Here is a 20,480-nt window from a genome sequence, read left to right as displayed (position 1 = left end):
AGCCTATCGTCCGGAAGCAGGCCGCGTTGGTAGGGTCGGTCCATGGACGGGACGTTGGGGAAATTCGTTGACAACTTCGCTGCGCTGGTGGCACTGGCACAACAGGCGCAGCAAGCCACGGTCCGCGGGGACAACCTCCTGGACCGGCTGGGCAGCTACCTGGAAACCGACGTCCGCGACCTGCCGACCGTCGTGGAGGAGATCCCGGGGCACCGGTTGGCGGACGCCGACATCATCCTGGCGGCCTTCGCCGGCGAGGACCCGGAGAGCGGGCTGATCGGAATCGGCGGCGGCGATCAACGCCACCACATGTCGCTGAGCGACATCCTGCAGCACGCTTCGCAGTACGGAGGCTTCCCGGTAGGCCAGCCGGACTACACCAACTTGGCCATCGGACCCGCGCAGCAGCGGCAGGCATTGGCCCTCGGCATGCGCTTGTTCCGCCGCAACGGCCACCCGCTGGCGGTGCTGATCCGGGCGGCAAATCCCCGCTTCGGACAAACTGCGGCCATGCTGGAAGTTTTGTCTCCCGAGCCGGACGCGGTGGCCGGGTTCCTGACCGCGTTTCGCGAGCGAATGCGCACCCAAAGCGTGCTGAAGGGACAGGTGGTTTCGTTCACCATGCAGGAATTCGGCGCCACCGGTGCCGGCGTGACCTTCCACGAGCGCCCGCAGGTGGCAGCCTGCGACGTGATCCTTGCCCCCGGGGTCCTGGCACGGATAGCCCGGCATGTGGTGGAGATGGCCGAGGCGCGCGACAACCTGCGCAGACTGGGCCAGCACCTCAAGCGGGGCGTCCTGCTGTACGGCCCGCCCGGCACCGGAAAGACACATACCGTCCGCCACCTGCTCTCCCGCAGCGAGGGCACAACGGCGATCCTGCTCTCCGGCGGTTCCCTCGCCTTCATCTCCGAGGCGGCCAGGATGGCCCGCGCACTGCAGCCGTCGATCGTGGTGCTGGAAGACTGCGACCTGATTGCCGAAGACCGCAGCTTTGGCCACGGGCCCCAGCCACTGCTGTTCGAAGTCCTGGACGCGATGGATGGGCTCGACGACGACGCCGACGTTGCCTTCGTGCTGACCACCAACAGGGTGGAAGCGCTGGAACACGCGCTCGCGCAGCGGCCCGGCCGGGTGGATCTGGCGGTGGAGATCCCGCGGCCGAACACCGAGCAACGCGAGGCCTTGATCCGGCTCTACGCGCGCAGCCTTGCCTTTGGAAGCGAGGCAATAGCGCAGGCCGCGGAACGAACCGCCGGCACCACCGCATCGTTCGCCCGCGAGCTGGTACGCCGGACGGTGGTGGCCGCGGCCGCCAGAGGCAGCGAACCCGGCGACGCGGACCTGCTGGCCGCAGTCGACGAACTGATGGCCGACGGCGAAGCCCTCACCCGCAGCCTGCTGGGCAGCGATGGCGGCGGCGGAGGACCGGGCGGACCCCTGTCGCGGATGCAGGCCGCAGGGCCGCCGGCAGCGACCGGTTCCAGCGGCTACTTCGCCTACGCCAGCGAGCTGCAACTGGACTCGGACGAATCCTAGGCACAAGCTGGGGAACCTCTCCCGGACTCGGTGTTTGGCCGGCAGGTCTGCGAGCGGACCTGCTCAGGCTCCGCCGACGGGGCCGACGTCGAGAATTCGGACGGCAGCGGAACCGGTTTCGTTGCTGGCGGCCAAGTCCACCTCTGCGCTGATGCCCCAGTCCCGGTTGCCGGCCGGGTCGTCGAAGATCTGCCGCAGCTTCCAGACCGCCGGCTGCTCCTCGATGATCAGCAACGCCGGGCCGCGTGCGTCGGGCCCGGTGCCGATGTCGTCGTATTCCTCGAAGTAGGCGTCCATCGCGTCGGCCCAACGGTCTGCATCCCAGCCTGCCTCGGCATCCAGGGCGCCCAGCTCTTCTTCCTGCTCGTCGGCAAAAAGCTCTACCCGGCGGAACAGCTCGTTTCGCACCATCACGCGGAAGGCCCTGATGTTGTCGGTCAGCTTCGGCGGCTCTTTGGTGAGCACCGATTCGGCGGCGTGTTCGGCGGCCAGATCGGCTGCGCCCTTGCCGGCGGCCAGTTCTTCCCACTCGTCCAGCAGGCTGGAGTCCACCTGGCGTACCAGTTCACCCAGCCACGCAATGATGTCGGCCAGGTCCTCGCGCAGCGCGTCGGCTGGCACCGTCTGGCGCAGGGCCTTGTAGCCGTCGGTCAGGTAGCGGAGAACAATGCCTTCGCTCCGGGCCAGTCCGTAGAACTGCACAAACTCGGCAAAGTTCATCGCCCGTTCGTACATGTCCCGGATGACCGATTTCGGCGCGAGTTCGAAATCGCCCAGCCATGGGGCTCCGTGCCGGTAGGTCTCGAAGGCTGCCTCGAGCAACTCGGCCAGCGGCCGCGGATAGGTGACCTCGTCCAGCAGGGCCATCCGCTGGTCGTACTCAATTCCGTCCGCCTTCATGGCGGCCACCGCTTCGCCGCGGGCCTTCTTTTCCTGGGCCGAGAGGATTTGGCGGGGTTTCTCCAGCGTGGCCTCGATGATTGACACCACGTCCAGGGAGTAGCTGCCGCCGTCGGGGTCCAGAAGGTCCAGACTGGCGACGGCGAACGGAGAGAGCGGCTGGTTCAGGGCGAAGTTCGGCTGCAGGTCCACCTTCAGCCGGACAAGGTGACCGTTCTCATCCGGGGCGTCCAGCCGTTCCACCAGGCCGGAGACCACCAGCTCCCGGTAGATGCCCAGTGCCTTCCGGATCAGCTTCAGCTGCGAAGCGCGCGTTTCGTGGTTGCGGGTCAGCAGCCGCTTGGCGGCGGCGAACGGGTCCCCGGGACGCTCCAGAACGTTCAGCAGCATCGCATGGCTGATCGTGAAGCTGGATGTCAGCGGCTCAGGGTCGCTCTCCACCAGCTTGTGGAAGGTCGGCTCGCCCCAACTCACAAAGCCGGTCGGCGGCTTCTTCTTCACCACCTGGCGCAGCTTTTTCTGGTCGTCGCCAAACTTCGCCACGGCCTTGGCCATCGCCTTGGTGTTCTCCACCACGTGTTCCGGGGCCTGCACGACGACGGTGCCCGCCGTGTCGTACCCGGCCCGGCCTGCGCGTCCGGCGATCTGGTGGAATTCGCGGGCGTTGAGCAGGCGGGTGCGCACGCCGTCGTACTTGCTCAAGGCAGTGAGCAGCACGGTGCGGATGGGCACGTTGATGCCCACGCCCAAGGTGTCCGTCCCGCAGATGACCTTCAGCAGTCCGGCCTGGGCCAGTTGTTCCACCAGCCGGCGGTATTTGGGCAGCATGCCCGCGTGGTGGACGCCGATGCCGTGCCGGACCAGGCGGTTGAGCGTCTTGCCGAAACCGGCCGCGAAGCGGAAGCCGGAGATCAGCTCCGCAATGCGGTCCTTCTCCTCGCGGGTGCAGACGTTGACGCTCATCAGGTTCTGGGCGCGCTCGATGGCCTCCAGTTGGCTGAAGTGCACCACGTAAACGGGCACCTGCTTGGTGGACAGCAGTTCTTCCAGCGATTCCTGCACGCTGGTCTGCACGTAGTAGTAGTGCAGCGGAATCGGGCGCTCAGCGGAACTCACGGTGACCGTCGTCTTGCCGGTGAGGTCGGTGAGTTCCTTCTCGAACCGGGTGACGTCGCCCAGCGTCGCGGACATCAGCAGGAACTGCGCCTGGGGCAGTTCGAGCAGCGGGACCTGCCACGCCCAGCCGCGCTGCGGATCGGAGTAGTAGTGGAACTCGTCCATGATCACCGTGCCGAGGGCCGCCGCGGAGCCTTCGCGCAGCGCGATGTTGGCCAGGATCTCGGCGGTGCAGCAGATGATTGGGGCATCCTGGTTCACCGCCGAGTCGCCGGTGACCATGCCGACGTTCTCCGGTCCGAAGATGTCGCACAGGGCGAAGAACTTTTCCGACACCAGCGCCTTGATCGGGGCCGTGTAGTAGCTGACAGACCCGGTGGACATGGCATGGAAGTGGGCGGCGATCGCCACCATCGACTTTCCGGACCCGGTGGGGGTGGCCAGGATGACGTTGTTTCCGGTGACCAGCTCCATGACGGCTTCGTCCTGGGCAGGGTAGAGCGACATGCCGCGGGATGCGACCCACTCGGTGAACCAGGTGTAGACGTCGTCGGGATCTGAGGCAGTGCCGGTGTCCGGCAGCAGTTGGAGAAGATTCATGTTCTCTCCAGCTTAGGCGCTGGCGCGGCGGGACCATGCGGGGCGCCGGTCGGCATCATCCGTGGCGTAACGTACTGCCCATGCACTGGGACCCGCACAAGTACGTTGAGTACGCCGGCTACCGGAACCGTCCGTTCTTCGACCTGACCGGCCGCATCGCTGCCACCGAGCCTGCCCTCGTGGTGGATCTGGGCTGCGGCCCCGGCAATCTGACGGCTGCGCTCGCCGAGCGCTGGCCCGGTGCCAGGGTCACCGGGGTGGATTCCTCGGCGGAGATGATCCGCCAGGCCAGGCAGCGGGACAATCCGGCCAACACGGAGTTTGTGCCCGGGGATATCCGCGACTGGACACCGCCGGACGGGCTGGATGTGCTGGTCTCCAATGCCGCACTCCAGTGGGTGCCAGGGCACCAGGACCTGATGCGTTCGTGGCTGCGTGCCCTGAAGCCCGGTGCATGGCTGGCCGTCCAAGTGCCGGGTAACTTTGCTGCACCCTCGCATGCGCTCATGCGGGCGCTGGCCGGTGCGCCGCACTGGCACCGTCGGTTGGACGGGGTGCTCCGGCATGAGGATGCCGTGTCCGAACCGCAGGACTACCTGGAGCTGCTGTTGGACGAAGGCTGTGAGGCCGATGTCTGGGAGAGCACCTACCAGCAACTGCTGCACGGCCCGGATCCGGTCCTGGAATGGGTCCGGGGCACCGGGCTGCGTCCGGTCCTGGCGGCTTTGCAGGCCGCCGAAGCGGCCAAGTTCGAATCGGAGTACGCCACGCTGCTGCGCGATGCCTACCCGGAATCCGAACATGGCACAGTCTTTGGTTTTCGCAGGATTTTTGCCGTGGGGCGCAAGCTCGGCTGAGGCTGACTGGTCCCAGGTTTCCTCCGACACGTTCCCCTCCGTTGCCCCGTCTGGTGGCGGGGTGTGGGGCCGGGTCAGGGCGTGGGCGTCCCGCCATTGACGTTCAGCGTCTCGCCGGAAACGTAGCTTGACTCCGGCGAGGCCAGGTAGACGTAGGCCGGAGCGAGCTCAGTGGGTTGTCCGGCGCGGCCCAGCGGCACGTTCTTGCCGAACTCGGGCAGCTTGTCCTTGGGCTGGCCTTCGCTGACCTGTAGCGGAGTCCAGAAGGGCCCGGGGGCCACCGCATTGACCCGGATGCCCCGGCTGGCCAACTGCTGGGCCAAGCCCTTGGTGAAGTTGTTGATGGCGGCCTTGGTGGAGGCATAGTCCAGCAGGAAGGGCGACGGGTTGTAGGCCTGGACCGACGTGGTGTTGATGATCGTCGAACCGGGCGGCATGAGCGGCACCGCCGCCTTGGTAATCCAGAAGATGGCGAAGATGTTCGTGCGGAACGTGTCCTCGAACTGCTCGTCGCTGATGTCTTCGATCTGTTCGACGGCGATCTGCCGGCCGGCGTTGTTGACCAGGATGTCCAGGCCGCCCAGTTGCTCGACCGCCTTGGCTACCAAATCCCGGGAGGCGGCGGCGTCCGAAATGTCGCCCGGCAGCAGCACCGCCTTCCGCCCGTCTTTCTCGATCACGGACGCGATGTGCTGGGCGTCGGATTCTTCCGCAGGCAGATAGGAAAGGGCGACGTCGGCGCCTTCCCGCGCGAAACCAATGGCAACGGCTGCACCGATGCCGGAGTCGGCCCCGGTGATGAGGGCCCTGCGGCCGGCCAGCCTGCCGGTGCCGCGGTACGACTCTTCGCCGCGGTCGGTCTTCGGTTCCAATTCCTTGTCCAGCCCGGGCTCCGGCTGGCTCTGCTTCGGCGGCGAGATGCTGGGGTAGCGGTCAACGGGGTTCTGGAACGTGTACTGATCCGATGTCATCGGTGGCTCCTTCCTGCGGCCGGTTCCGGAGGCACCCGGCAGCCATGGCTGCGTTGAAGCGGGACGGTGAGGTCCGGACGGCCAAGATGGTCAGTATGCTGATCGTATCGCCACCCTACGCCGTAGAGCATCGGCCGCAAAGCCCGGCCGCCAGAGCCGGACGGCTCGTCAGCTGGACCGCAACAACCCGGAAAGGGCGTCACCATGGCTCCGCTTGACCTGATACCCCTCCCTGTCGACTGGCGCCGGGCGCTGGTCCTGATGGCGCATCCCGATGATCCCGAGTACGGGATCGCGGCGGCTGTCGCCGAATGGACCGGACAGGGCAAGGACGTCGCGTACGTCTTGGCGACCCGGGGAGAGGCCGGCATTGCCGGCCTGCCTCCCCATGAGGCCGTTCCGCTGCGCGAACAGGAGCAGCGGGCCGCCTGCCAAGCGGTGGGGGTCGAGGAAGTGTCGTTCCTGGATTATCCGGATGGCCGGCTGGAGGAAACGCTCCAGCTGCGCCGCGATCTTGCCCGCGAGATCAGGACCTTTCGGCCCGACGTCGTAGTGACACTGAATCACCGGGACACCTGGGGTCCGGGAGCGTGGAACTCGCAGGACCATCAGGTCATGGGCCGGTCGGTCCTGAATGCAGTGGCCGATGCCGGCAACGAATGGATCTTTCCGGAGTTGGCAGAGCAAGGGCATCGGCCGCACACCGTTTCGTGGACGGCAGTCGCCTCCACCCGGCCCACGCATTATCTCGACGTCGGACAGCGTGCGCTGGACTGTGCGCTGCGCTCGCTGTCCGCGCATCGTCGCTATCTGGAGGCGCTCAGCGACCGGCCCGTGGAGGAACAGGCGGCGGAGCAGCTCGCCCTGGTGACCGGCGGCCGGCCCCGCATCAGCTTCGAAGTGTTCGGGCTGTAGCGGGGGCATTGAGGTTTCCTGCGTCAACTCGCGGAAAAGGTCAGCAAGCTTTCTACTTTGCGTGAGGCGATGTAATCTGGCTGCACCTGTTGAAATCCTGAACCGAAAGAGGTGCTGTCATGGGTATTGGCGACAAGTTCGATGCTGCGAAAGACAAGGTCACGGGCAAGGTAAACGAAGCCGTCGGCGACGCGACCGATGACAAGTCGCGCGAGATGAAGGGCAAGGCCCAGCAGGTCGAGGGCGAGGCCAAGGACAAGCTGGCCGATGCCAAGGCCCATCTGAACGAGGACGCCGACCGGGCCACCGATGACACCGAAGGTGGCGGCTTGCGCTAAGCGTTTCGCCAACTGGGGAGCCTCCGTGGACTACTGGTTCGCGGAGGCTTCCGGCGTCAAGCGAGCGAGACCTGGTTGTCGAGACCCCGGCTCCAGTCAGGTGTTTTGGGCCGGGATGCCTGTAGTGTCCCGTGCTTTAGCGTGTCACCATCCCGACGCCGCAAAAGATGGCGCCGCGATGTTTGGTGATTCGTTGCCATTCGTTGCCGCGGGGGAGAAGCGCTTGTAAGCTCACTGCAGTGGAGCCGAATCGGCTCCCGGGGCTACCTGGAGGCAGCGCGTGGACGGGTCAACTGCCGGTCGGTCAGGAGTGGCGCGTTTAGGTTCGGGGGGAACCTAATGCGGCATCGTCACCTGCCTCCCGCGGACGAGTTTCCGGTGGAGTTGGCTCTCCTCGGCGACCCCGAGCTGCTGGCGTTGTACGGCAGGGCCATGCGGCAACTCGAACGGGAGAGTATCCAATTCGGGGCGGCGGAGCCAGAGACCGAGTTCCGCCTTGAGGAGCTGCGCGTCGAGTTGGACCGGCGGGACAGCAGGGATGCGCTGAAGGCCAGCAAACGTCGAATCCGCGGGCTCTACGGCGGGATCGGAAGCGAGCCGCCGGATTCGCTGTATGGCGGAGACTTCTAGGCCGGTCTCCTGGCCACCTCGAAGTCGCCGTGGCGGGCATAACGCGAGAAGCAGAAACATGGCGCCGTCCTCTTCGCTGCCGTGTGTGCGGTGCCCGAAAAGCGCCTGACTGCGGCTTCGGGTGGATGCAAGCTGCCCGCGCCTGTGGCGGCAGAAGCCACTCCCTTGCTGTGTGCCGCCTCATGTGCCGCACTCCCCGGCTTCGGTATAGTTATAGACAGTAGCCTTACCAATATTGATGTTGATGAGAAGGGGCGGACGATCATGATCGCCAACGACAGTTCACGTGCCCATGCCGGCGAGTACGATTTCGGGGGATCCGGGGGCGCGTTGCCGGATCCTTGGTGCTCCGCCTGCAACAGCGACGAGTACCTGGTTTTCGACGATGTCACGCTGCTTCCGCCGGGGCCGGGCGCTCCTGCACTGCCGCGGTGGGACGTTAGCTACTGGTGCAGTCATTGCGAGGGCTATTACGGCCATCAGACCTTCAAGGTGCCCGCGTCGGAAACAGGGACGGTAGGGATCGATTTCGGTGCCGAGGGCTACATGCACTGCGGGGAACCGATGCAGCCGGTGGAACGAGTCGATCAAGCCATCCTCGATCCTGTCGATGCAAGTTCGCCGGAGACCGGCCCGCTGCCGACGGTACGCGTAAACGTTGAAATCCTGCGCTGCCGCTGCGGCTTCAAGATGGAGGTACCCGTCTGAGGCTGCGGCGGAGCAACATCCGTGCTCCCGGCATATCCCGCCGGCGGCACGGGACCGGATTCTCCTACCGCCACCCCGATGGTTCGAAACTTTCCGGCGACGAGCTCCGCAGGGTCAAGGCGCTGGCGGTTCCACCGGCATGGTCCGACGTGTGGATCTCACCGGCGGAGAACGGCCATATCCAGGCTGCGGGAACGGACGACGCCGGGCGGCGGCAATACATCTACCATCCCCGTTGGCGCGAACTCAGGGACCGGGAGAAGTTCGAACGCGCGCTGGCCTTCGGCCGAACCCTGACGGCTGCACGCCGGAGGGTGACGTTGCTGCTCAGGTCGGGGGACACCACTCCGGAGGTGGCCTGCGCCGCGGCGTTCCGCTTGCTTGACAGTGCGTCATTGCGGATCGGCTCCGACGTCTATGCCGAGGACAACGGGTCCTACGGGGTGACCACCTTGCTGGTGCGCCATGTCCTAGTGCACGAGGACACCATCAAGCTGGATTTTCCGGGCAAGAGCGGGCTGCAGTGGGACGTGGAAGTGAAGGATCCGGACCTCGCCGCATGGCTGGCCATGGCCAGAGGGAAGCAGGCGGATGATCCCGCCGTTGGCTACCGCAACGACGACGGGAGCTGGTCCGGACTGGCGGCTTCCGAGCTGAACGATTTCATTCATGGGCTCTGCGGGCAGGATTTCAGTGCCAAAGATTTCCGGACTTGGCAAGGGACCGTCGCCGCCGCGGTTGAACTGGCTCGCTATGACGGCAAGCCCGGCATCACGGCCCGGCGCAAAGCAGTGGTGGCCGCCATCAAAGCCGTGGCAGAGCGCCTTGGCAACACGCCCGCCATTGCCCGCTCATCGTATGTCGATCCGCGGCTGGTGGACCGCTTCATGGACGGCCAGATTCCGGATGCCGTCACCTATTCCGCGGCCGAGCGCAGCCTGCCGTCTTTCCTTGGCAACGAGGAACAGAAATAGCCCGCGGCGCTAGAATGAGAGAGCCCCGGCAGGCGGGATTCCCCCCAACGTCCACGTCTGTCGGGGTTGTTGACGCCTGCCTACCAGCCGCGGGATTTCCACTCGTCCAGATGGGGCCGCTCCGCGCCAAGCGTTGTTCCCTTGCCGTGTCCGGGATGGATCACGGTGTCGTCAGGCAGGTATCCGAACAATCGGTCGTGGACGTCGTTGAAGAGGGTGGCAAAGCGCTCCGGATCCTTCTGTGTATTGCCCACTCCGCCGGGAAACAGCGAGTCGCCGGTGAAAACATGTGCGGGGCCGTCCGGGGCGCGGTAGAGCAGCGCCACCGAGCCGGGGGTGTGTCCTCGCAGCTTGATGGCCTCCAGCGAGAATCCATCGAACCGGCCCACGTCCTGATGCTCGAGCGAAACATCGGTCGGCACTTCGATCGCAGGAATATCCTCCGCGCCGGCGGCTGTCTTGGCCCCGGTGGCGGCTACCGCGTCCGGCAAGGCGCGGACATGGTCCCAATGGCTGTGCGTGGTGATGATCAACTCGACTTTGGCGGGACCGGCCGCATCCGCGGCCCCGTCGCGCAGGAGATGTTCAATGGCCGGAAAGTCGTCGGCAGCATCAATCAGTACCTGCGCGCCGGATTTTTTGGCTGTCAGCAGATAAACGTTGTTATCCATGTCGGAAACCGAAATGCCGCGGATAGTGACTGCAGGATCTTCATGAAGCAACATGCGTCCCAGCCTACCTACAGTCGACCCGGGCGGCTCCGGATGTCATTCTGGTTGTAGCAGTGGACAGGCCGGTTGCTGCGGACACGACGAGGAGGGGGCGCGGGCGATGGAAGCGAGTGGTTTTGACTGGCGGATGAACCGTGACAGCGCCGTGCCGCTGTTCGAGCAACTGAGGCTGCGGATCATTGAAGCGGCCGATGCCGGGGAATTGCCGGTGGGCACCAAACTGCCGCCCGTCCGGCGGCTGGCCGATCATTTGGGTGTGGTGCCGAATACGGTGGCCCGCGCGTACCGGGAGCTGGAAACCGCCGGCCGGGTGGAAACGCACGGCCGGGCCGGCACGGTGGTCAGCGCCGGAGCGGGCAAGGCCCGGCAACAATTGGGCGACGCCGCCGAAGCATTCGCGCTGGCGGTTCACGGTCAGGGAATCGGCACGAAGGAGGCCCTGGCCGCCGCCAAGGCCGCCATGGAACGCCACGGCATCAAGTAGCGCTGTATCAAGTAGCCGGATAACACCTAGCAGATCAAGCAGGAGACCCGGGCCCCACCGAAGCCGGCCCAAGAATCGTTGCCGAGCCGCGCCGTCGTGCTTTGCGATGGCGCCAGGCCGCGCCAAATGCGGACAGTGGTTGTCCGCGGTAGCCGCCGGCCGTGACCGATGTAATACAAGTTCGAACGAATTTTCGATTAGAGTAGATACCGTGCTAAAAGCAAGTGAAACGTCCGTCCCGGCGACCGATTCGGAGTCCGCCACCCCCGTTTCCCACCCCGCGGATATGTCACGCTTGGTCGTCAAGGGCGCCCGCGAGCATAACCTCCAGAACGTCAGTGTGGATCTTCCCCGCGACTCCATGATCGTCTTCACCGGGCTGTCCGGCTCCGGAAAGTCGTCCCTGGCTTTCGACACGATCTTTGCCGAGGGCCAGCGCCGGTACGTGGAATCGCTGTCGTCCTACGCGCGGATGTTCCTGGGTCAGGTGGACAAGCCCGATGTCGATTTCATCGAGGGACTGTCGCCTGCGGTGTCGATTGACCAGAAATCCACCAGCCGGAACCCGCGATCCACCGTCGGAACCATCACGGAGATCTACGACTACCTGCGCCTGCTGTGGGCCCGGGTGGGCCGGCCCTTCTGTCCGCAGTGCGGTGAGCCGGTGGAGAAACAGACGCCGCAGCAGATTGTGGATCAGCTGCAGGAGTTGCCCGAGGGGACGCGCTTCCAGGTCCTGGCACCGGTGGTGCGCGGCCGCAAGGGCGAGTTCGTCGACCTGTTCAAGGAACTGAGCGCCAAGGGATTTTCCCGCGCCAAGGTGGACGGCAAGCAGGCGCAGCTGTCCGAACCGCCGAAGCTGGGCAAGCAGTACAAACACACCATCGAGGTGGTGGTGGACCGACTGGTGGCCAAAGACGGTATCCACCAGCGGCTGACCGACTCGGTGGAGACCGCCCTGGCGCTGGCGGAGGGCCGGGTGCTGGCCGACTTCGTGGACGTCGACGAGGACGACCCGGGCCGTACCCGTGCCTTCTCCGAACACCTGGCCTGCCCGAACGAGCACCCGCTGGCCATCGACGAGATTGAACCGCGCTCGTTCTCGTTCAACAATCCGTTCGGCGCCTGCCCCGCCTGCACCGGCATTGGCAGCAAGCTCGAAGTCGACGTGGACCTGGTGGTCCCGGATCCGGACCGGAGCCTGGCCGACGGCGCCATCGCCCCCTGGTCGCTCGGCAAGGCCACCCAGGAATATTGGACCCGGCTGCTCGAAGGTCTCTCGCACGAGCTCGGATTCTCCATGGACGAGCCGTGGAAGAACCTGCCGAAGAAGGTCCGCGACGCCGTGCTGCTCGGCAAGGACTTCAAAGTGGTGGTGCAGTACCGCAACCGCTTCGGACGGGAGCGTAAATACTCCACCGGCTTCGAAGGCGCCTTCCAGTACATCCACCGCAAGCATGAGGAAACCGAGTCCGAAATGGCCCGGGACCGCTACAAGGAATACATGCGGGAAGTGCCCTGCCCGGAGTGCAACGGCGCACGGCTGAACCCTGCCTCGCTGTCCGTGCTGATCAACGGCAAGTCCATTGCGGACGTTTCCGCCCTGCCGCTGCGCGAGGCCAGCTCCTTCCTGGACGGCCTGGACCTGACGTCCCGCGAAGCGCAGATTGGCCACCAGGTCCTCATCGAGATCCAGGCGCGGCTGCGCTTCCTGCTGGATGTTGGCTTGGAGTATCTGAACCTGGAACGGGCGGCCGGCACGTTGTCCGGCGGCGAGGCCCAGCGCATCCGGCTGGCAACCCAGATCGGTTCCGGTTTGGTCGGCGTCCTCTACGTGCTGGACGAGCCCTCGATCGGCTTGCACCAGCGGGACAACCGGCGGCTGATCGAGACCTTGACCCGCTTGCGCGATCTGGGCAACACCCTGATTGTGGTTGAGCACGACGAGGACACCATCGCTGAGGCCGACTGGATTGTGGACATCGGACCGGGTGCCGGTGAACACGGCGGCGAAGTGGTCCATTCCGGTTCCCTGCAGGAACTGCTGGAGAACACACGTTCCATCACCGGCGACTACTTGTCCGGCCGCCGCCGGATTGAGCTTCCCGCCAAGCGCCGGAAGGTGGACAAGAAGCGTCAGTTGAAGGTGGTCGGTGCGCGGGAGAACAATCTCCGCGGCATCGACGCGCAGTTCCCGCTGGGCGTCTTCACCGCGGTCACCGGCGTCAGCGGCTCCGGCAAATCGACCCTGGTCAACGACATCCTCTACAAGGTGTTGGCCAACAAGCTCAACGGGGCCAAGCACGTTGCCGGCCGGCACACCAGGGTGGAAGGGCTGGACCAGCTTGACAAGGTGATCCACGTGGACCAGAGCCCGATCGGACGCACCCCCCGGTCCAATCCGGCCACCTACACGGGTGTCTTCGACAACATCCGCAAGTTGTTCGCCGAGACCAACGAGGCCAAGCTTCGCGGCTACCTGCCCGGCAGGTTCTCCTTCAACGTGAAGGGCGGCCGCTGCGAAGCGTGCTCGGGCGACGGCACACTGAAGATCGAAATGAACTTCCTGCCGGACGTCTATGTCCCGTGCGAGGTCTGCCACGGCGCGCGCTACAACCGGGAGACGCTGGAAGTCCACTACAAGGGCAAGACCATTGCCGAGGTGCTGGACATGCCGATCGAGGAGGCGGCGGATTTCTTTGCCGCGTTCACCCCGATTGCCCGCCACCTGCGGACCCTGGTGGACGTCGGGCTGGGCTATGTCCGGCTGGGCCAGCCCGCCACCACGCTGTCCGGCGGTGAGGCGCAGCGCGTCAAGCTCGCCAGCGAACTGCAGCGGCGCTCGAACGGGCGCAGCGTTTATGTGCTGGACGAACCGACCACCGGCCTGCACTTTGAGGACATCCGGAAGCTGCTGCAGGTGCTGCAGGGTCTGGTGGACAAGGGCAACACCGTGATCACCATCGAACACAACCTCGATGTGATCAAGAGTGCGGACTGGGTAGTGGATATGGGTCCCGAAGGCGGCTCCGGCGGCGGTCAAATCATTGCCAGCGGTACACCTGAGCAGGTTGCGGCAGCCGAGGGGAGCCATACCGGCCGGTTCCTGGCGGAGGCAATCGTTCGCCAGTGAGCCGCGACGGGATGACATATTCCGCCGCAGGAATGGATTCCGGCCGATCCGCGGATTTGTGGGAAAATGCCCGGGTGACTCATTTGCCTGCGCTGGTCTTGTTCGACCTTGACGGAACCCTTGTTGACCCCGCGGGCGCTATCACCAGTGGAATTGCCGGTGCCTTGGAGTGTGCCGGACTGCCCGTTCCGTCGGAGGACATGCTGGGGACGTTGGTGGGACCGCCGCTCGGCGATTCGTTGCGTGGCGCGGGCGTGCCGGAGGACAGGCTCGGCGAAGTGATCGCCCTGTACCGCGCGGGCTACCGTGCGCACGGGATGGCGGCAAGCCGCGTGTACCCCGGCATCGCCGAATTGCTGGAGCGGCTCCTGGCGGCGGGCATGACGTTGGCGGTTGCCACGCAGAAACCGACCGGCCTGGCCCGCGAACTCCTCCGCCTGAAGGGCCTGGACACTTTCTTCGAGGGCATCCACGGCGCCGACGGCGACGATCCGGCACCTGACGATCCGGGACTCGGCAAGGTGCCGATCCTGCAGGCTGCGCTGGAGGCCGCGGACGAATTCGGGCCGGTGATGATGGTCGGCGACCGACTCTACGACATGGCTGCTGCGCGCCATCTCGGCATTCCGGGCATCGGGGTCAGTTGGGGATTCGCCGCCGACGGCGAGTTGGAAGCCGCCGGTGCTTCCGCCGTCGTGCATTCCATGCCGGAACTCGAAGCCGTCATCGGACGGCTGGCGGTTGGCCAACCCGAGGCTGCCTCGGCCGGTGGACCGGTTCCGGCCGCATGAAGACGTTCGAACTGACCCGTGCCTCGTTCCGCGCCGCCCTCCGGGGCAGTTGCCGGCCGACCATTGAAGGCATCGACAACTTTCCCGACGCCGGTCCGGTGATCGTCGCCCCGAACCATCTGTCCTTTCTGGACAGCATCATCATCCAGGCCATGATGCCGCGCAAGGTCGCTTTCTTTGCCAAGGCCGAGTACTTCACCTCGAGGGGGCCCAAGGGGGCTGCCATGCGCTGGTTCTTCAGCAGTGTGGGCTCGATTCCGGTGGAACGGGGCGAGCAGGCGGCCAGCGTGGCGGCGCTGCAGAGCGCGGTGGACGTGCTGGGGCGCAACGAGGCTTTTGGGATCTATCCTGAAGGAACACGGTCCCGTGACGGCAAGCTTTACCGCGGGCGAACCGGTGTGGGATGGCTGGCCCTGACCACCGGAGCACCGGTGCTGCCGGTAGGGCTGATCGGCACCGAACAGCTTCAGCCCGCCGGAAGGATGACGGTCCGGCCGAAACACTTCACCGTCAGGATCGGCAAACCGCTGTACTTCGAGCGGACCGGGCCGCAGCATTCGCTGCCGGCACGCCGCTCGGCGACGGACCAGATCATGGACGCGATCGCGGACCTGACGGGCCAGGACCGCTCACACAGCTATAACAAGACGCCGTCGGAGTAACCGGCCGGACGGCAGATCAGGACTGAGATGACGAAGGGAGTGACCGACAATGGCTGATCCGGCGTCCTACCGTCCGCGGACGGGGGAGATCCCCACCAATCCCGGCGTCTACCGCTTCCGGGACGAGCACGGCCGCGTCATCTACGTGGGCAAGGCGAAGAACCTGCGATCGAGGCTCAACAACTACTTCGCCAGTCCCAAGAACCTGCTGCCCAAGACCTATGCGATGGTGCATACGGCGGCTTCGGTGGAGTGGACGATCGTGGGCAGCGAACTGGAAGCCATCCAGCTCGAGTACACGTGGATCAAAGAGTTCACGCCGCGCTTCAACATCATGTTCCGGGACGACAAGTCCTACCCCTACCTGGCCGTGACCATGGGGGAGAAGTTCCCGCGCGTCCAGGTGATGCGCGGGGAGCGGCGCAAGGGCGTGAAGTACTTCGGCCCGTACTATCCGGCCAAAGCGATCCGCGAAACCGTGGACACGCTGCTGCGGGTTTTCCCGGTCCGTAGCTGCAGCACCGGCGTGTTCAACCGCGCCCAGCGCACCGGCCGGCCGTGCCTGCTGGGCTACATCGACAAGTGCTCGGCGCCCTGCGTAGGGCGGATCTCGCCGGAGGACCACAAGGCGCTGGCCGCCGAGTTCTGTGCGTTCATGGGCGGGGAAGCCGACCGGTTCATCCGTGCGCTGGAAAAGAAGATGGCGGCGGCGGTGGCTGAACTCGACTACGAGTCGGCGGCGCGGCACCGCGACGACATAGCCGCGCTGCGGCGGGTCTTCGAACGCAATGCCGTGGTGCTCAGCGAAGACACCGACGCCGACGTGTTTGCGCTGGCGCAGGACGAGCTGGAGGCGGCCGTCCAGGTGTTCCACGTGCGCGGCGGCCGGATCCGCGGCCAGCGGGGCTGGGTGGTGGAAAAGGTCGAGGACCAGAGCACCGCGGACTTGGCCGAGCACCTGCTGCAACAGGTGTACGGCGACGCCGACGGACCGGACCGGATCCCGCGCCAGGTGATGCTGCCGCAGGAGCCGGAGAACGCCGCCGAGCTGCAGGCCTGGCTGAGCACGCTGCGCGGCAGCAAAGTGCAGATCCACGTGCCCAAACGCGGCGACAAGGCTGCCTTGATCTCCACCGTCCGGGAAAACGCCGAACAGGCCCTGGCGCTGCACAAGAGCCGGCGGGCCGGGGACATCACCACGCGTTCGGCCGGCCTGCAGCAACTGCAGGAGGCGTTGGATCTTCCGGTCGCGCTGCTGCGGATCGAGTGCTACGACATCTCCCATGTCCAGGGCACCAACGTGGTGGCCTCCATGGTGGTGGTGGAAGACGGGCTGCCGAAGAAATCCGATTACCGCCGCTTCGCGATCACCGGCGACGCCGCCCGCGACGACACCTCGGCCATGTACGACGTCATCAGCCGGCGGTTCCGGAACTATTTGGTTGATCAGGGACGCCTGGCAGCTCCGGCCGCCGCCGAACCAACCGCTGCGCCGGCGCAGCCTCCCGCGGACGGCGGGGACACCGCCGTCGTGCGCGGCGAGGCCGTGCCGGACGCGGCCGTGACGAAACAGACCGTGCTGGAAGAAGCGGTGCCGAACGACACCGTGCTCGAGGAGACCTTGACGCCGGCGCCGAAGACCAAGTTCGCCTACCCGCCCAATCTGGTGGTGGTCGACGGCGGGCCGCCGCAGGTTGCCGCGGCCTCCCGCGCACTGGCCGACCTGGGCATCAGCGACGTGTTCGTGGTGGGCCTGGCCAAACGGCTGGAAGAGGTGTGGCTGCCCGGCGACGATTTCCCGGTGATCCTGCCGCGCACGTCCGAGGGGCTGTTCCTGCTGCAGCGCATCCGCGACGAGGCCCACCGCTTCGCGATCGCCTACCATCGGCAGAAGCGAGGCAAGGCCATGACGGTCTCCGTGCTGGACGGTGTGCAGGGACTGGGGCCGGCCAAGCGTAAGGCACTACTGAAACATTTCGGCTCGGCGAAGAAGCTGAAGGCAGCCAGCGTCGAAGAGCTGCAGCAGGTGCCGGGCATCGGCCCCGCGATGGCCGCGTCACTGAGGCGGCAGCTGGCGCCCGGGGCCGCGGACGACGCCGCGCCGGCAGTGAATATGGCGACCGGCGAAATCATCGAATCTTAGTTAGGCTAGAGCTGAAATCGAGGGGTGTGTGGTCGGGATGGATGGTACGACGATGACGGTGGACGAGGATCTGACGCCGGAGAAGCCGGTGGAATCCGAACTCCTGGTGGTCACCGGCATGTCGGGAGCCGGCCGGACCACGGCGGCCCACGCGCTGGAAGACCATGGCTGGTACGTGGTGGACAACCTGCCGCCGCAAATGCTCGGCACGCTGGCCGAACTGGTGTCGCGGATGCCCCAGTCGCTGCCCAAGCTGGCCGTGGTGGTGGACGTGCGCAGCCAAAGCCTGTTCCGCGACATTCGCGAGGCACTGCATGCCCTGGCCGCCAGCGGGGTCCACTACCGGATGCTGTTCCTGGACGCCTCAGACGACGTCTTGGTCCGACGCTTCGAACAGGGCCGGCGGCCCCACCCGCTGCAGGGCGACGGCCGCATTTCCGACGGCATCACCGCCGAACGTGAGCTGCTGAGCAGTCTGAAGGACTCAGCCGACCTGGTGGTGGAGACCACCGAAATGAACGTGCACGCCCTCGCCACGGCGATTACGGAACTTTTTACCGACTCCGGCCCCATCGTGCTGCGCATCAACGTGATCAGCTTCGGCTTCAAGTACGGGCTGCCGGTGGACGCGAACTTCGTCGCCGATGTCCGCTTCATTCCGAACCCGCACTGGGTACCCGCACTGCGCCCCTTCACCGGGCTGGACGAGAAGGTCCGTGACTACGTGCTGGTGGATTCCGGCGCCGAAGAGTTCGTCAACCGCTATGTGGACGCGCTGGAGCCGGTGCTGGAGGGCTACCGCCGGGAAAACAAGCACTACGGAACCATTGCCATCGGATGTACCGGTGGCAAGCACCGGTCGGTCGCGGTCGCCGAGGAAATCGGCAAGCGGTTGGCCCAGTTGCCCAGCGTCAGGGTGACCGTCCAGCACCGGGACCTGGGGCGCGAATAGTGGCAATCCTGACCGGACCGTTGCCGCTGGTTCCGGTCCCGGGTACCTCCCGCAGCCGGACCGGGGAGAGCGGGGCACCGCCCTCCGTGGTCGCGTTGGGCGGCGGGCACGGGCTGTCCGCCTCGCTGGGTGCGCTGCGCCTGCTCACCACCGAGTTGACCGCCATTGTCACGGTGGCCGACGACGGCGGATCCTCCGGCCGCCTGCGCGAGGAGTTCGGCGTGCTGCCGCCCGGGGACCTGCGGATGGCGCTGGCCGCCCTGTGCGACGACACCGACTGGGGCCGGACCTGGCGCGACGTGATGCAGCACCGCTTCAAGTCGTCCCCGGGGTCCGAGCGGTCGCTGGACAACCATGCCCTGGGAAACTTGCTGATTGTCACCTTGTGGGAGTTGCTGGGGGACCCGGTGGCGGGACTCAAGTGGGCCGGCGCCCTGCTGGGGGCGCGCGGCGAGGTACTGCCGATGGCCACCGTGCCGCTGACCATCGAGGGCGACGTGCTGGTGGAGGACGAGGACGGGCGGTTGCGGAGCGCGCTGATCTCCGGCCAGTCCCGGCTCGCCGCGGCCGGCCGGAACAGCCACGTGAATGACGTTCGCCTGCTGCCCGACGACGCCCCGGCCTGCGTGGAGGCGCTCAACGCCGTCGAACTTGCCGACTGGGTGATCCTGGGTCCCGGCTCCTGGTATACCTCCGTGCTGCCGCATCTGATGCTCAAGGAGATGCGCGAGGCGCTGTGCAACACCCCGGCGCGGCGGTGCCTGACCATGAACCTCTCGGTGGATACCAAGGAGACGTCAGGCATGACCGCGGCTGACCATCTGGCGGCCCTGAAGCGCTGCGCTCCCGGCATGCGTTTCGACGCGGTGCTGGCCGATCCGCGGGTGATCGAAAACGGGGAGCAGTTCGAGGAAGCCGCCGGAGAACTCGGTGCGCGCGTGGTCTTCGGTAGAGTAGGAAGCTCAGGCGGACGCCCCGTACACGATCCGTTGAGACTGGCGAGTGCCTACCACGACATTTTCGAAGGCCACAAGGATTAGGTAAGGACTAGGTGCATGGCGCTGACCGCAGCAGTCAAGGATGAGCTTGCTCGCCTCGACATCAAGAAGTCCCAGGTCCGGAAGGCGGAGGTCTCCGCGACGCTCCGTTTTGCCGGCGGACTTCACATCATTTCCGGCCGCATTGTTATTGAGGCGGAAGTTGATCTGGCTGCGACGGCCCGGCGGCTGCGTACCGCCATCGCGGAAGTATATGGGCACAGCGGCGACATCATCGTGGTCTCCGGCGGCGCCCTGCGCCGCGGGAACCGCTACGTGGTGCGCGTCGTCAGGGACGGGGAGTCCCTGGCTCGGCAAACCGGCCTGCTGGATGGCCGCGGCCGTCCGGTCCGCGGGCTGCCTTCCGTGGTGGTCAACGGTTCGGCTGCCGACGCCGAGGCGGTGTGGCGCGGCGCTTTCCTGGCGCACGGATCGCTGACCGAGCCCGGCCGCTCGTCCGCGCTGGAAGTCACCTGCCCCGGTCCGGAAGCGGCGCTGGCGCTGGTCGGTGCGGCCCGCCGTTTGGGCATTGGGGCCAAAGCACGCGAGGTCAGGGGCGTGGACCGGGTGGTGATCCGGGACGGTGACAGCATCGCCGCGCTCTTGACCCGGATGGGCGCCCATGATGCGCTGATGGTGTGGGAAGAACGCCGGATGCGCAAGGAAGTGCGGGCCACCGCCAACCGGCTGGCCAACTTCGACGACGCCAACCTGCGGCGCTCGGCCCAGGCCGCGGTGGCGGCTGGCGCACGGGTTGAGCGGGCGCTGGAGATCCTCGGTGAAGATGTGCCCGAGCACTTGCGCTACGCCGGCGAACTGCGGGTGGCGCACAAGCAAGCCTCGCTGGACGAACTCGGCCGTCTGGCGGACCCGGCGATGACCAAGGATGCCATCGCCGGCCGGATCCGCCGGCTGTTGGCCATGGCCGACAAACGGGCGGCAGAGTTGCGCATCCCGGGGACCGAAGCCAATGTCACGCCGGAGATGCTGGACGACTAG

Annotated in this window: 18 protein-coding genes; 15 read left to right on the top strand and 3 right to left on the bottom strand. The window is 66.2% G+C overall.

Annotated features, from left to right (window positions below; genetic code table 11):
- Positions 1–42: 42 nt before the first annotated feature.
- A complete protein-coding gene (locus MNQ99_RS11090; RefSeq protein ID WP_241912983.1) occupies positions 43–1,539 on the top strand; it encodes an AAA family ATPase in 1,497 nt (498 codons plus the stop codon).
- Between the two features lie 63 nt (positions 1,540–1,602).
- Here MNQ99_RS11090 and MNQ99_RS11085 read toward each other — a convergent pair whose 3' ends face one another.
- Positions 1,603–4,155, bottom strand: coding sequence for a DEAD/DEAH box helicase (locus MNQ99_RS11085; RefSeq protein WP_241912982.1), 2,553 nt, complete (start codon positions 4,153–4,155; stop codon positions 1,603–1,605).
- A gap of 80 nt (positions 4,156–4,235) precedes the next feature.
- On the opposite strand from MNQ99_RS11085, the gene MNQ99_RS11080 reads away from it, so the two are divergent.
- The gene (locus tag MNQ99_RS11080; RefSeq protein ID WP_241912981.1) at positions 4,236–5,012 is read left to right on the top strand and encodes a trans-aconitate 2-methyltransferase; all 777 of its coding nucleotides are present in this window, start codon (positions 4,236–4,238) and stop codon (positions 5,010–5,012) included.
- Positions 5,013–5,086: 74 nt separating this feature from the next.
- On the opposite strand, the gene MNQ99_RS11075 is transcribed toward MNQ99_RS11080, so the two are convergent.
- Positions 5,087–5,983: an SDR family oxidoreductase gene (locus MNQ99_RS11075; protein WP_241912980.1), complete on the bottom strand. Its 897-nt coding sequence runs from the start codon at positions 5,981–5,983 to the stop codon at positions 5,087–5,089.
- A gap of 204 nt (positions 5,984–6,187) precedes the next feature.
- Here MNQ99_RS11075 and MNQ99_RS11070 point away from each other — a divergent pair, with 204 nt between their 5' ends.
- From MNQ99_RS11070 to MNQ99_RS11050, 5 genes are all read left to right on the top strand, one after another.
- On the top strand, positions 6,188–6,898 hold the full coding sequence (locus MNQ99_RS11070) for a PIG-L deacetylase family protein (RefSeq protein WP_241912979.1): 711 nt from the start codon (positions 6,188–6,190) through the stop codon (positions 6,896–6,898).
- Between the two features lie 119 nt (positions 6,899–7,017).
- Positions 7,018–7,236, top strand: coding sequence for a CsbD family protein (locus tag MNQ99_RS11065; RefSeq protein ID WP_127514579.1), 219 nt, complete (start codon positions 7,018–7,020; stop codon positions 7,234–7,236).
- Positions 7,237–7,575: 339 nt separating this feature from the next.
- Positions 7,576–7,866 carry a hypothetical protein gene (locus tag MNQ99_RS11060; RefSeq protein WP_164745500.1) on the top strand — a complete coding sequence of 97 codons (291 nt, stop codon included), beginning with the start codon at positions 7,576–7,578 and terminating at the stop codon, positions 7,864–7,866.
- 264 nt (positions 7,867–8,130) lie between these two features.
- The gene (locus tag MNQ99_RS11055) at positions 8,131–8,574 is read left to right on the top strand and encodes a hypothetical protein (RefSeq protein WP_127514575.1); all 444 of its coding nucleotides are present in this window, start codon (positions 8,131–8,133) and stop codon (positions 8,572–8,574) included.
- The gene (locus MNQ99_RS11050) at positions 8,538–9,548 is read left to right on the top strand and encodes a DNA topoisomerase IB (protein WP_338423127.1); all 1,011 of its coding nucleotides are present in this window, start codon (positions 8,538–8,540) and stop codon (positions 9,546–9,548) included. Before MNQ99_RS11055 ends, MNQ99_RS11050 begins: the two co-directional genes overlap by 37 nt.
- A gap of 80 nt (positions 9,549–9,628) precedes the next feature.
- Here the strand turns inward: MNQ99_RS11050 and MNQ99_RS11045 are convergent, their stop codons facing one another.
- Positions 9,629–10,273, bottom strand: a complete 645-nt coding sequence (locus MNQ99_RS11045; RefSeq protein ID WP_241912977.1) for an MBL fold metallo-hydrolase — start codon at positions 10,271–10,273, stop codon at positions 9,629–9,631.
- A gap of 106 nt (positions 10,274–10,379) precedes the next feature.
- Between MNQ99_RS11045 and MNQ99_RS11040 the strand changes: the two genes are divergently transcribed.
- The 8 genes from MNQ99_RS11040 to whiA all read left to right on the top strand — a co-directional run bounded on the left by MNQ99_RS11040 (position 10,380) and on the right by whiA (position 20,480).
- Positions 10,380–10,763 carry a GntR family transcriptional regulator gene (locus MNQ99_RS11040; RefSeq protein WP_127514569.1) on the top strand — a complete coding sequence of 128 codons (384 nt, stop codon included), beginning with the start codon at positions 10,380–10,382 and terminating at the stop codon, positions 10,761–10,763.
- Positions 10,764–11,049: 286 nt separating this feature from the next.
- Positions 11,050–13,896, top strand: coding sequence for an excinuclease ABC subunit UvrA (gene uvrA / locus MNQ99_RS11035; RefSeq protein ID WP_241912976.1), 2,847 nt, complete (start codon positions 11,050–11,052; stop codon positions 13,894–13,896).
- 74 nt (positions 13,897–13,970) lie between these two features.
- Positions 13,971–14,687: an HAD hydrolase-like protein gene (locus MNQ99_RS11030; RefSeq protein ID WP_338423090.1), complete on the top strand. Its 717-nt coding sequence runs from the start codon at positions 13,971–13,973 to the stop codon at positions 14,685–14,687.
- On the top strand, positions 14,684–15,349 hold the full coding sequence (locus MNQ99_RS11025) for a lysophospholipid acyltransferase family protein (protein WP_241912975.1): 666 nt from the start codon (positions 14,684–14,686) through the stop codon (positions 15,347–15,349). Before MNQ99_RS11030 ends, MNQ99_RS11025 begins: the two co-directional genes overlap by 4 nt.
- A 49-nt stretch (positions 15,350–15,398) precedes the next feature.
- A complete protein-coding gene (gene uvrC, locus MNQ99_RS11020; RefSeq protein ID WP_241912974.1) occupies positions 15,399–17,492 on the top strand; it encodes an excinuclease ABC subunit UvrC in 2,094 nt (697 codons plus the stop codon).
- 52 nt (positions 17,493–17,544) lie between these two features.
- The gene (rapZ, locus tag MNQ99_RS11015; RefSeq protein WP_127514558.1) at positions 17,545–18,444 is read left to right on the top strand and encodes an RNase adapter RapZ; all 900 of its coding nucleotides are present in this window, start codon (positions 17,545–17,547) and stop codon (positions 18,442–18,444) included.
- Positions 18,444–19,484, top strand: a complete 1,041-nt coding sequence (locus tag MNQ99_RS11010) for a gluconeogenesis factor YvcK family protein (protein WP_127514556.1) — start codon at positions 18,444–18,446, stop codon at positions 19,482–19,484. The genes rapZ and MNQ99_RS11010 overlap by 1 nt, the downstream gene beginning before the upstream one ends.
- A 15-nt stretch (positions 19,485–19,499) precedes the next feature.
- Positions 19,500–20,480: a DNA-binding protein WhiA gene (gene whiA, locus MNQ99_RS11005; RefSeq protein ID WP_127514553.1), complete on the top strand. Its 981-nt coding sequence runs from the start codon at positions 19,500–19,502 to the stop codon at positions 20,478–20,480.

It is taken from the genome of Arthrobacter sulfonylureivorans (genome assembly GCF_022637435.1).
Classification (GTDB): Bacteria; Actinomycetota; Actinomycetes; order Actinomycetales; family Micrococcaceae; genus Crystallibacter; species Crystallibacter sulfonylureivorans.
This window is presented reverse-complemented; position numbering and strand designations above follow the sequence as displayed.

Bases quoted from the DNA above. Each gene is read 5' to 3' on its own strand.
- MNQ99_RS11090 (WP_241912983.1), top strand. From the start codon at position 43: ATGGACGGGACGTTGGGGAAATTCGTTGACAACTTCGCTGCGCTGGTG.
- whiA (WP_127514553.1), top strand. From the start codon at position 19,500: ATGGCGCTGACCGCAGCAGTCAAGGATGAGCTTGCTCGCCTCGACATC.
- MNQ99_RS11055 (WP_127514575.1), top strand. From the start codon at position 8,131: ATGATCGCCAACGACAGTTCACGTGCCCATGCCGGCGAGTACGATTTC.
- MNQ99_RS11085 (WP_241912982.1), bottom strand. From the start codon at position 4,155: ATGAATCTTCTCCAACTGCTGCCGGACACCGGCACTGCCTCAGATCCC.
- MNQ99_RS11040 (WP_127514569.1), top strand. From the start codon at position 10,380: ATGGAAGCGAGTGGTTTTGACTGGCGGATGAACCGTGACAGCGCCGTG.
- MNQ99_RS11060 (WP_164745500.1), top strand. From the start codon at position 7,576: ATGCGGCATCGTCACCTGCCTCCCGCGGACGAGTTTCCGGTGGAGTTG.
- MNQ99_RS11045 (WP_241912977.1), bottom strand. From the start codon at position 10,273: ATGTTGCTTCATGAAGATCCTGCAGTCACTATCCGCGGCATTTCGGTT.
- MNQ99_RS11025 (WP_241912975.1), top strand. From the start codon at position 14,684: ATGAAGACGTTCGAACTGACCCGTGCCTCGTTCCGCGCCGCCCTCCGG.
- rapZ (WP_127514558.1), top strand. From the start codon at position 17,545: ATGACGGTGGACGAGGATCTGACGCCGGAGAAGCCGGTGGAATCCGAA.
- MNQ99_RS11075 (WP_241912980.1), bottom strand. From the start codon at position 5,983: ATGACATCGGATCAGTACACGTTCCAGAACCCCGTTGACCGCTACCCC.
- uvrC (WP_241912974.1), top strand. From the start codon at position 15,399: ATGGCTGATCCGGCGTCCTACCGTCCGCGGACGGGGGAGATCCCCACC.
- MNQ99_RS11065 (WP_127514579.1), top strand. From the start codon at position 7,018: ATGGGTATTGGCGACAAGTTCGATGCTGCGAAAGACAAGGTCACGGGC.
- uvrA (WP_241912976.1), top strand. From the start codon at position 11,050: ATGTCACGCTTGGTCGTCAAGGGCGCCCGCGAGCATAACCTCCAGAAC.
- MNQ99_RS11080 (WP_241912981.1), top strand. From the start codon at position 4,236: ATGCACTGGGACCCGCACAAGTACGTTGAGTACGCCGGCTACCGGAAC.
- MNQ99_RS11070 (WP_241912979.1), top strand. From the start codon at position 6,188: ATGGCTCCGCTTGACCTGATACCCCTCCCTGTCGACTGGCGCCGGGCG.